At 36.0% G+C, this 9,975-nt stretch carries 11 protein-coding genes and 2 pseudogenes; 7 read left to right on the top strand and 6 right to left on the bottom strand.

The features are described from left to right. Window positions 1–776: 776 nt before the first annotated feature. Window positions 777–1,976 carry an integrase arm-type DNA-binding domain-containing protein gene (locus FTU09_RS13175; protein WP_005245164.1) on the top strand — a complete coding sequence of 400 codons (1,200 nt, stop codon included), beginning with the start codon at window positions 777–779 and terminating at the stop codon, window positions 1,974–1,976. 41 nt (window positions 1,977–2,017) lie between these two features. Here the strand turns inward: FTU09_RS13175 and FTU09_RS13170 are convergent, their stop codons facing one another. Beyond that, complete coding sequence (locus FTU09_RS13170) at window positions 2,018–2,431, bottom strand: Cd(II)/Pb(II)-responsive transcriptional regulator (RefSeq protein WP_005245163.1); 414 nt, start codon at window positions 2,429–2,431, stop codon at window positions 2,018–2,020. Between the two features lie 79 nt (window positions 2,432–2,510). Between FTU09_RS13170 and FTU09_RS13165 the strand changes: the two genes are divergently transcribed. Together FTU09_RS13165 and FTU09_RS13160 are read left to right on the top strand one after the other, a co-directional pair. Next, window positions 2,511–2,915, top strand: a complete 405-nt coding sequence (locus FTU09_RS13165) for a hypothetical protein (protein WP_163146585.1) — start codon at window positions 2,511–2,513, stop codon at window positions 2,913–2,915. Further along, a complete protein-coding gene (locus FTU09_RS13160) occupies window positions 2,902–3,789 on the top strand; it encodes a cation diffusion facilitator family transporter (RefSeq protein ID WP_127800877.1) in 888 nt (295 codons plus the stop codon). The genes FTU09_RS13165 and FTU09_RS13160 overlap by 14 nt, the downstream gene beginning before the upstream one ends. Before the next feature lie 84 nt (window positions 3,790–3,873). Here the strand turns inward: FTU09_RS13160 and FTU09_RS13155 are convergent. After that, a pseudogene (locus FTU09_RS13155) lies at window positions 3,874–4,098 on the bottom strand (efflux RND transporter permease subunit); the annotation flags it as partial. Between FTU09_RS13155 and FTU09_RS13150 the strand changes: the two are divergent. After that, window positions 4,098–4,241: pseudogene (locus tag FTU09_RS13150) on the top strand (antitoxin HicB); the annotation flags it as partial. The pseudogenes FTU09_RS13155 and FTU09_RS13150 sit on opposite strands and share 1 nt — an antisense overlap. A 252-nt stretch (window positions 4,242–4,493) precedes the next feature. On the opposite strand, the gene FTU09_RS13145 reads toward FTU09_RS13150, so the two are convergent. Continuing rightward, window positions 4,494–4,745 (bottom strand): hypothetical protein, encoded by a 252-nt coding sequence (locus tag FTU09_RS13145; RefSeq protein WP_004658363.1) that lies wholly within the window; start codon window positions 4,743–4,745, stop codon window positions 4,494–4,496. 194 nt (window positions 4,746–4,939) lie between these two features. Between FTU09_RS13145 and FTU09_RS13140 the strand changes: the two genes are divergently transcribed. Beyond that, entirely contained in the window at window positions 4,940–5,161 is a 222-nt protein-coding gene (locus FTU09_RS13140) for a helix-turn-helix transcriptional regulator (protein WP_004658364.1), read from the top strand. A gap of 172 nt (window positions 5,162–5,333) precedes the next feature. Here FTU09_RS13140 and FTU09_RS13135 read toward each other — a convergent pair. Then, window positions 5,334–6,478, bottom strand: a protein-coding gene (locus FTU09_RS13135; RefSeq protein ID WP_099046175.1) for an IS3-like element ISAba14 family transposase whose coding sequence is annotated in 2 segments (ribosomal slippage) — window positions 5,334–6,214 and window positions 6,214–6,478 — 1,146 coding nt in all. Because the reading frame shifts where the segments join, the coding sequence is not laid out codon by codon here. 277 nt (window positions 6,479–6,755) lie between these two features. Between FTU09_RS13135 and FTU09_RS13130 the strand changes: the two genes are divergently transcribed. After that, complete coding sequence (locus FTU09_RS13130; RefSeq protein WP_038350081.1) at window positions 6,756–7,544, top strand: aminoglycoside adenylyltransferase domain-containing protein; 789 nt, start codon at window positions 6,756–6,758, stop codon at window positions 7,542–7,544. A gap of 126 nt (window positions 7,545–7,670) precedes the next feature. Here FTU09_RS13130 and FTU09_RS13125 read toward each other — a convergent pair whose 3' ends face one another. Then, entirely contained in the window at window positions 7,671–8,129 is a 459-nt protein-coding gene (locus FTU09_RS13125) for a DUF523 domain-containing protein (RefSeq protein WP_077170035.1), read from the bottom strand. A 234-nt stretch (window positions 8,130–8,363) separates the two neighbouring features. After that, a protein-coding gene (locus FTU09_RS13120) for an IS3 family transposase (protein WP_119285041.1) occupies window positions 8,364–9,529 on the bottom strand; the annotation gives its coding sequence in 2 pieces (ribosomal slippage) (window positions 8,364–9,271 and window positions 9,271–9,529; 1,167 coding nt in all). A gap of 192 nt (window positions 9,530–9,721) precedes the next feature. Here FTU09_RS13120 and FTU09_RS13115 point away from each other — a divergent pair. Continuing rightward, a partial coding sequence (locus tag FTU09_RS13115; RefSeq protein WP_032478794.1) for an IS91 family transposase occupies window positions 9,722–9,975 on the top strand: 254 nt, incomplete at its 3' end.

Genomic DNA, 9,975 nt, shown 5'->3' with positions numbered 1-9,975 from the left:
TTCAAACCTGAAATAGCACCATATTTAGCCCACACCTCGCTACGAATACGACCAAGTAAAACAGCTTGTTTCTCAAGCTGTTTGTACTTTTGCACATTCAAGTTTTTACAATGGTGGATGCGTGTTAATTTCACAAAGTCATGCCTAGGTTAAGGGATTGGATAATCAATAGATATGGATGCTAATATACCAAGACACTCACCTAAAATACAAAAGATAATCATTTAAATCTCTAATAAATACCCACCTTGCCACTACTGAATCGACATAGACAAAATGAGAACTTATGCAAATATTTGTCTATATTTTTAGTTATAGTTAATTACTCTCGTAAAACAGCTGACGAAGTCCGAGATAGAATCATTGCGTCAAAACAAACGTGATGCTTATGCACTTATGATGAAAATGAATTAATTATTATTTAATTAAGTTAAAAGACTGCTATATAGCGGTCTTTTTTGTTTTTGAGCTCTACAAATTTTAATGAGTACATATAGTTACTTTTATAAAAATGATAATAAAGGGTAGAGGAGGTCATCTAAGAATTTAAAGCACAAGACTTATTTAACATTGATGACAGAAAAAGTGAGTTGTTGGGAACTTAAAGAAGAGGTGGTACTTATAATGGTTACTAAAATACAAATACTTAAAATATTAAATATATAAAACAATATATTACAAATATATATGATGCGTAGTGTACGCATCATACATAAAGCGTTCTATTTTGATATAATTGATCCAATCAACCCATTGTTAGGTTTCATTTAAATTCCATGAGTCTTACTGAAATTAAAGTTCGCCAAGCTCATTGTAAGGAAAAAACCAGTTTTTTATCCGATGAAGATGGGCTTAGCCTGAAGATTGAGCCGAGTGGAAGAAAATCTTGGTGCTATCGCTATACAGATCCACAAACTAAAAAACGTCGACGCATTCAGTTAGGTCGTTATCCTGATTTATCGCTGAAAAAGGCACGACAAGTCAGAGATGACTTTAAAGACAATGATTTCTGTTTTGAACAAGATACTGCCTCTAATGTCATCACCTTTGGTAAGGTCGGGGAGGAGTGGTTACAGTTCAAACTGAAAAATGCCTTCAACGATCTACCCCGCTGTGGTGTACTACAGTTAGCAGAAAGATGCTTACAGCAAGATATTTATCCAGACCTTCAGGATCTACCTTTTCAAAACATCAAGCGTTATGACCTGGTTTCAGTAATCAAAAAAATAGAGGGACGCCAAGTAAAAGAACCTGTCAAGAAAGCTTGTAGTTATTTGAACCAAATTTATGACTACGCTGTAGCGATGGGTTATTGTGAATTCAACATCGCGCATGGTTTAAATAAAATCGCCATTAACAGTAAAATCAAGAAAAATTATCCGTATTTGAAAGCGGAGGATATATCTGATTTTAAGTATAAATTACAAAAATTGGATGCCCATCCGATTATTAAAAAAGCACTGCTGTTCAAATTACATACTGGCGTGCGAGGGGCTGAATTGTTATTGGCTGAGCCTCATCATTTTGATTTAAATGAAAAAGTCTGGAAAATACCTGCCTTGCATATTAAACAGTTTCGACGAAAAGTCATATTAGGCCATGAGATTCCCGACTTCTTAGTTCCACTTTCAGATCAGGCTTTAGATATTTTAAAAGACGTCATGCAATGGTCATACGGTGAAAAGTACATTTTTGCTAGCCCACGGAAACATAATCAACCGATTCATTTTAATACATTAAATATGGCTATACGTAAGATGGGCTATGGAAAACATCAATTATCCTCTCATGGACTACGTTCCACTTTTAGTACCATTTTGAATGACTCAGGTTTGTTCCAGGATAACTGGATTGAGGCACAACTTTCACATATTGATAAGAACCGTACCCGTGCCAGCTATAATCACGCTGACTATTTAGCCCAGCGGACTGAAATGATGCAGTGGTGGGGTGATTATTTAAGTACTGCTAAGTGAAAATCGTACTTTTATACATAGACTTAAAACATTATGGGGTTTCAAATGGATAGTAAACAATATACTTGCCGTGTTACATGGTCAGCAGAATATAATGAGTATGTTGGGTTGTTCGAACCACAAGCACTAGCCATTTGTTGTAATTCAGCTTTAAGCGCCCTTAATTCTTTCATGCGTTTATTCACTAGTGCAAGTTGCTGATCAATTAATGCATTAACGCTAGAGCAGCTTTCTTCTGGCTTATTTTTTAATTCGATAAGACGTTTAATATCATTGAGTGATATATCTAGGCTGCGACAATGCTTTACGAATTCCAATTGTTTAAGTGCTTTGCTATCATACAGCCTGAAATTACCTTCTGAACGATTTGGATTTAACAGTAATCCTTCTCTTTCATAATATCTAATCGTTTGTATTGAACAGCCCGATTTTTTTGACAATTCGCCTATTTTCATCAATTTCCCCCAGACATTTGACTCTATAGTTACTATAGAGTCTATAGTATAAGTATGCAACGAAAAGGATATATAAAAAATGACTGAGAAATATTTAAACAATACGAATATCGTTAATTTTGAACACAAAGATATCCAATCCTTGATCGATCAACGTAGGTGGAAAAACTTGGATAACTTCAACAAAATTGGTGCCGCTTATCAGTTTGTAAAAGATGATTTTTGTGGTTATGGTGTTGCAACAAAGTGCTTTTCATCACCAGATACAGATTGGCGTGGAGAAAATACCTATATTCAAAAAGAAGGTATTCATGATGACTTTGGGCTTTATGATTCCCCTGATGAGTTCTATCTCGAAAAAGGGACTAACTTGTCGGGGTTCAAACGCTGGATATATCAACGCTTGATACGTCACTTGATTAATATGAATGTATCAAAACTAAGAAATAGAAAAGTACTAGAGGTACAAAATGCACAACCATAATCATAGTCATCAACATGGTAAAGATGACCGTATTGGTTGGGCATTTTTCCTTAATGTGACATTCACTATTATCGAATTTATAGGTGGTTGGCTCACTAACAGTACGGCGATAATGGCAGATGCAGTTCACGATCTTGGTGATAGTCTTTCAATAGGTTTTGCGTGGATTTTAAGTCGTTTTTCAGATAAAGAAGCATCAGATAAGTTTAGTTATGGTTATCGTAGACTTACTCTCTTTGGCGCATTGATAAACAGTATTGTTTTAATCATTGGCTCAATTTGGATTTTATTTGAAGCAATTCCAAAGCTGTCCAATCCTGAAATGCCTGTAGTCGAGGGGATGTTAGGGCTAGCGATACTCGGCGTTGCCGTTAACGGATATGCTGTATTAAAATTAAAAGCGGGTGAAACATTAAATGAGAAAGTGCTGACATGGCACCTTCTTGAAGATGTACTTGGATGGGTTGCCGTTCTTATAGTCTCTATCGTACTGTTGTTCGCTGAACTGCCGATATTAGATCCCCTTTTATCAATAGGGTTCACGCTGTTCATCTTGTTTAATGTTTTCAAAAACCTGAAATCAACACTCGTTTTATTTCTTCAAGCTGCACCCGATAAAGAGACTCAAAAGCGTATTAAACTATCACTAATGGAATTTCCTGAAGTTAATGGTATCCACCACATGCACTTTTGGTCACTAGATGGTGAAAGTCACGTTTTAACAGCGCACCTTGAGCTGAGTGACAACTTTGACGTTAAAGAATTAATTAGGCTTAAACAAGAAGTTGCAGCTAAATTATCTTCCTATCATTTATCGCATACAACGATAGAGTTTGAGTTTTTAAATGAAAATTGTCGGGATGAAGCGCAGTAAGCTTTATCAATAAAATGTTGGGCATACAATATTAAAAGCAGCTTAATTAGGCATAACCTAGTAATTAAGCTGCTTTTTTTGATTTTAAATTTCGTCGGATTGCTGTTTGCTACTCTCAGAGCCATGCGCCCATTGATATAAAATAGGCAATACAAACAAAGTTAAAATTGTAGAAGATACAATACCGCCGATAACAACTGTTGCTAGTGGTCGTTGTACTTCTGCACCAATTCCAGTGTTTAACGCCATTGGAATAAAACCTAAACTTGCGACCAGTGCCGTCATTAAAATAGGTCTTAAACGAATGATGTGCTGAGTTTCCATCATTGTCTTGGCTTGATGCGGATCAGTCTAAAGCATTCTCAGGAATAGAGGAGCTCGTTGCTGATGTTGTCGCTGATATGATTAGCAATAATGAAAAAGTTCCTACACCACTCTCCGGGAAAATATAGTAGGCAGTTTGTTGTCCTTGTTCTCAGTGGTTCAACAAAAACTAGCCCTCGAAGCCGCAGAACGTGGCGTGGACATAAATTGTTTAGTATCAGTAAAAAGAGCGATGTAATTTTAGTACGAGTGAGTGATAGAGCAGGAACCTATGCTTCATATATTCAGTAAATGGTATGTTTTTGAATTAATAGGTATTTTTAAATAAAGCTTTCTTTGATTTAGTGCTTTTTATTTAATAAATTAATTTTAAAAACAACTTAGGCTAATTGATAAACACTATCTGGAAAGATTAAAAGAAAATATTTTTTAATTTCTGCTAATTCATTTAAGGCAGGTTCCCTTTCAAGCAGTTGAAATGTCCAAATAAGTACAGCCTGATGATTATCATAGCAAGTATTTACTCCAAGAAAATTAGCCATTCCATAACTTCTATTGATGTTCATTTCTTTAATTAATTGATTTCCTAAGTCACGAGCTTGCTGGCTGATCAATAACTCATTTGGTAACACGGCGGTCATCTCCACAAAATAATCTAATGCAGGTTCAATCCTTATATTTAAAAAGTTATAATTTAGTTGAAATGGATAAAATATACTTTCTATAAGTTGTAATAACCTGCTGTAGGTTAATTTTAGCAAAGTATTACTCAGTCAACAACTTCAAATAACCCACAGCAAGTTATTTTTTGTAAATTAATTTAAATATGATTACTTGTAAGTTATCTAGCCTCATGGGCGATAGAAAAATTTTAAAATTAAGTGAAGTGGTGCATGCAACAGGTATCAATCGCAACACGCTCACAAGTATGTATTATGACCGTGCTGTACGTATTGAATTACCAGTCGCCGATAAGTTGTGTAAGTACTTTAACTGTACGATGAATGATTTGTTTGAGTTTAAGGAAGAAGTTGAAGAAAAAGATTAACTTAATACTTCGTTTGATAAGTTTTTCGAAGAAAAAGACTAGCCAATACTTAGTTTGATAAGTTTTTCTCTGCAGATCTAATATTGAATTTTATAAAATATCATTACAAACAGAGGTGGTTCCACTTGTTTGAACAACTAAAAGCGTATTTATAAGTGATATTCCGCTCTAGTTAAGCCACCTTGTTTTGTTGGGGTAGCTGATCATAGTAAAACTCATTTGGTGTCATTTTGTCTAGACTCGAATGAGGTCGTTTCAGATTATAAAACTCAAAATATGCACTCAATTGCTTTTTCGCATCTGTGACACTGCTATAAGCTTTGAGATACACCTCTTCATATTTAACGCTCCGCCATAATCGTTCAACCATCACATTATCTACCCATCGACCTTTACCATCCATACTGATTTGAATGCCATTTGATTTCAATACATCAATAAATGCATCACTGGTGAACTGACTGCCTTGGTCTGTATTCAATATTTCAGGTGATCCATATTTTTCAATCGCTTCATTTAAAGCCGAAATACAAAAATCCACCTCCATACTAATCGATACCCTATGCGCAAGTACCTTGCGGCTATGCCAATCAATCACAGCACATAAATAAACAAAGCCTTTTGCCATAGGGATATACGTTATATCCGTAGACCACACTTGATTACTGCGCTGAATAGCCAATCCTTTGAGCAGATATGGATATTTACGGTGAGCTTGATTAGCCTGGCTTAAATTTGGTTTGCAATATAACGCCTGAATACCCATTTTCTTCATTAAAGTACGTGTATGACGTCGTCCTATATGATGCCCTTGACGATTCAACAAATCACGCATCATACGACTGCCTGCAAAAGGATATTGCATATGTAATTCATCAATACATCGCATCAGCTTCAGATCTGATGAGCTAACAGGTTTTGGGCGATAATAATAACAACCACGAGAGACTTTCAGTAACTTAGCTTGTTTAGATACTGAAATCTGAAGTGAGTGATCGATTAACTTTTGTGGTTGAAGCGGCCCAGTTTCTTCAACACACCTTCTAAAAAATCAATTTCTAATGCCTGCTCACCGATTTTTGCATGTAACTTTTTAAGATCAATGGGAGGTTCTGATGGAGCTTTTGATTGATCGAAAGCTTGTGAGGAAGCTGAGATCAATTGATTTTTCCAGTCAATAATTTGGTTTTGATGAACATCAAACTCAGAACTCAATTCAGCAAGTGTTTTTTCTGCTTTGATCGCAGCAAGTGCTACCTTAGCCTTAAAGTCGTTTGAATGATTTCTTCTTGGTCTACGTGCCATAAAATACTCCATATATTGATGTTTATAACATCATTTGAGGAGCAGAGTATCACTTATAGGAGTTGTTCAAATTTCCGGATCCATCTCTAAGTGAGGAGGAAATGACTCTTACTATTCAGATGTTGTTTCAAGCTTTTTTTGATTGATAGAGTTTTATGTATTAAACTCTATATTGAAAGTAAATATATTGTAAAAATAGTATGTTATTTACTAATTGATTAAATTATTTACACTTATTCTGTATAATGCTCTATGAATTCATTACTTATTTTTTTAAATTAAAAATCATATGCAAAGCTTAAATGATGAAGAGTGTCGCCAAGTTGAAAGTGTAAAACAGCTTTTACAAAAAAATTTTAAAGATAAGCTTTATGCTATTTATTTATATGGTTCGTATGTTGATGGTGGTTTAAAACATAAAAGTGATCTTGATATTTTAGTTATTATTGAACGTGAAATTACCGATCAGGAAAGAAAACAATTAGCGCAGAATTTTCTAAATATATCTGTTCCGATTGGTCATGCTACAGCGCGTGCCTTAGAAATTACGATATTAGAAAAAGGGAGTATTACCAATAAAAATCATCCATATACATATCAGCTACAATATGGCGAGTGGTTGAGAGAAGAATTACTCAAAGGTGAATTACTTTATAGTCAATCTGATCCAGATATTAGTATTTTACTTAAAACTGCCCAATTACATAACATTACTATCTTTGGACCTGATATTTGCGATTGGTTAAATCCAATTAGCTATGAACAATTAATATTTGCCATGCAAAAAACTTATCCACAAATTATTGCTCATTGGAAAGACGATCAGGATGAATGTAATCAAATTTTAGCGCTATGCCGTATAGCTTATACATTAGATCATAAAACAATAGTTGCCAAGGATGTTGCTGCGACATGGTTTTTAGAATTCTTAAGTCAGATAGATCAAGACATTTTGCAACTCATAATAGATGAATATATTGGGCAAGGTCATGAGCAATGTTGGTTAGTTTTACATGATCAGCTTGCTAAAATTGTTAAAGAATTACAGCATAAAATTGAACCACTACTTTTTAACTGATGTGGAAGTAATGGATATGCTTCTTAGATTATTACCTCACTATATCTCTAAATACCGAAGAGACTTGATATTGCAAAGGGGGGCGTGGTTGGAGTTGCATGAAGATTTTAAATAAAAGCGGAGGAACTAGGGTAAAAGTTGCCAAAAAGTTTCTTCTGAAATGACTTTTATATTATGACGTTTAAGCAAAGCGGAGGTAACTCCATTGCCATAGATCTTATTCCCATTAAATTGACCATCGTAAATCATTGAACTACCACATGAAGGGCTATTTTCTTTAAGCACTACCAGAGTAGCTTTTAATAATTGAACTTTTTTTAAAGTTCTATATGCCCCTTCAATATAGATTGAAGTCACATCCTTTCCTGATTTTTCAATTACACAGGCTTTTCCATCTAAGACATCATCGCCATTACCTCCCGAAATCTCGGCAGGTTCGCGTGGTGTTGATAAACCGCCAAGAATCTCTGGACATACCATAGTAGCTTTTCCATCTTTGACTAATTTTTCGATTTTTTCGTTTAAGCTATGCGTCCCGTTATAACGTACCTTTAAGCCAGCCAGACAAGAACTTACTAAAATCATATTTCCTCTATGAAAAAGATATGTATCGATTTGCTATTTAGCCAGTACCTATTATTTTTTAAAATTAATAGGTTAGTGCTATGGATAAAACAAGAATTTAAATATGATCAATGCAAAGTGAGTTATTTTTTTTCTAACCCACAAAGCTTATAGATTAGTTTGATCCTTTTTGTTTAGAAAATTTATCAACAGTGATGTGTGCTGAATTAGCAGGAGACTTTCACTTGGGAGATTCTAGGCAGCTAACCGATAAAAGTCTTCTGCCATTTGATTTGGTGTCTTAAAATCCAAGCCTTTTTGAATTCTTCGCTGATTATAAAATAACTCTATATATTTTGTAATATCCGCTTTGGCTTCTTCCCTTGTTTTGTAGTTGCGATGATGGACTAGTTCATTTTTGAGTATGCCCCAGAAACTCTCTATCGGTGCATTATCAAAGCAGTCGCCTTTTTTGCTCATTGAACCCTGAAAATCAAATTTCTCAAGTAAGTTTCGATATTCATTACTGCAATATTGGCTGCCTCTATCTGAATGTACAATGAGATCTTTAGCAGGTTTCTGATTGCGAATAGCCATATTCAATGCATCACAAACAAGCTTGGCTGTCATGCGCTCATTTAAGCTATAGCCAACAACCTGTTTCGTGTAAAGATCTTTGACAGCTGCCAAGTACAACCAGCCCTCAGCCGTCCAAATGTAGGTAATGTCACTCGACCACGCAAGATTAGGCTTCGTCATTGAAAACTGTTGCTTGAGTAAATTGTCATAAATAGAACGGTTGTGATCACTGTTCGTGGTTCTTTTGAAACGCTTATGGCGCTTACAATACAACTGATTTGATTTTTTTATTTGGCGCACAGCATACGTACTTATTTTGATACCTTGCGCTTGTAAATGCTTGGTTAATCGAACATAGCCATAGCTTTGTTTGGTTTCTTCATGGGCTATTTTGACCAAAATTGTCTGCTGATTTCGCTGAATTGATCTTTTACTCATGCCTCGCTTTAGCCAATCATAAAAGCGAGAAACGGATACACGAAGTAATCGAGCCATTAAAATAATCGGAAATAAGTGGCTTTGCGATTTCATATAGGCGTACCTCACTGACTTTCTTTGGCAAAGTACGCTGCTGCCTTTTTTAAAAATTCACGTTCCATTTCAGCTGTTTTGAGCTGTTGTTTAAGCTTCTTATTTTCTTCGAGTAAGGCGTTTAGATCGGGCGAATACTGTTTTGTGCCTGCTAAAGTTCCAGCCTTTGCTTTGTTATTCCAGTTCGAAAGGGTTTGCATTGAAATGCCAAGTTGTCTAGCGGATTCCGATACATTACCTTGGTTCTCTTCAATGGCTTTTATGGCTTCAGCTTTAAATTCTGCGGTGTAAGTCTTCTGTTTCTTGCTCATGGTAAACTCCTAATGAGTATGTATAGTTTACCAAGTTAAACCCTCCTGTTTTTTAAGCACACATCAATAGAGTGGGAGTGACGGGCACTGGCTGGCAATGTCTAGCAACGGCAGGCATTTCGGCTGAGGGTAAAAGAACTTTCCGCTAAGCGATAGACTGTATGTAAACACAGTATTGCAAGGACGCGGAACATGCCTCATGTGGCGGCCAGGACGGCCAGCCGGGATCGGGATACTGGTCGTTACCAGAGCCACCGACCCGAGCAAACCCTTCTCTATCAGATCGTTGACGAGTATTACCCGGCATTCGCTGCGCTTATGGCAGAGCAGGGAAAGGAATTGCCGGGCTATGTGCAACGGGAATTTGAAGAATTTCTCCAATGCGGGCGGCTGGAGCATGGCTTTCTACGGGTTCGCTGCGAGTCTTGCCACGCCGAGCACCTGGT

Source organism: Acinetobacter sp. YH12058, from assembly GCF_013419805.1.
Classification (GTDB): Bacteria; Pseudomonadota; Gammaproteobacteria; order Pseudomonadales; family Moraxellaceae; genus Acinetobacter; species Acinetobacter towneri.
This window is presented reverse-complemented; position numbering and strand designations above follow the sequence as displayed.

Excerpts from the sequence above, each read along its gene's own strand:
- FTU09_RS13175 (WP_005245164.1), top strand. The coding sequence starts at position 777 with ATGAGTCTTACTGAAATTAAAGTTCGCCAAGCTCATTGTAAGGAAAAA.
- FTU09_RS13170 (WP_005245163.1), bottom strand. The coding sequence starts at position 2,431 with ATGAAAATAGGCGAATTGTCAAAAAAATCGGGCTGTTCAATACAAACG.
- FTU09_RS13165 (WP_163146585.1), top strand. The coding sequence starts at position 2,511 with ATGACTGAGAAATATTTAAACAATACGAATATCGTTAATTTTGAACAC.
- FTU09_RS13160 (WP_127800877.1), top strand. The coding sequence starts at position 2,902 with ATGCACAACCATAATCATAGTCATCAACATGGTAAAGATGACCGTATT.
- FTU09_RS13140 (WP_004658364.1), top strand. The coding sequence starts at position 4,940 with ATGATTACTTGTAAGTTATCTAGCCTCATGGGCGATAGAAAAATTTTA.
- FTU09_RS13130 (WP_038350081.1), top strand. The coding sequence starts at position 6,756 with ATGCAAAGCTTAAATGATGAAGAGTGTCGCCAAGTTGAAAGTGTAAAA.
- FTU09_RS13125 (WP_077170035.1), bottom strand. The coding sequence starts at position 8,129 with ATGATTTTAGTAAGTTCTTGTCTGGCTGGCTTAAAGGTACGTTATAAC.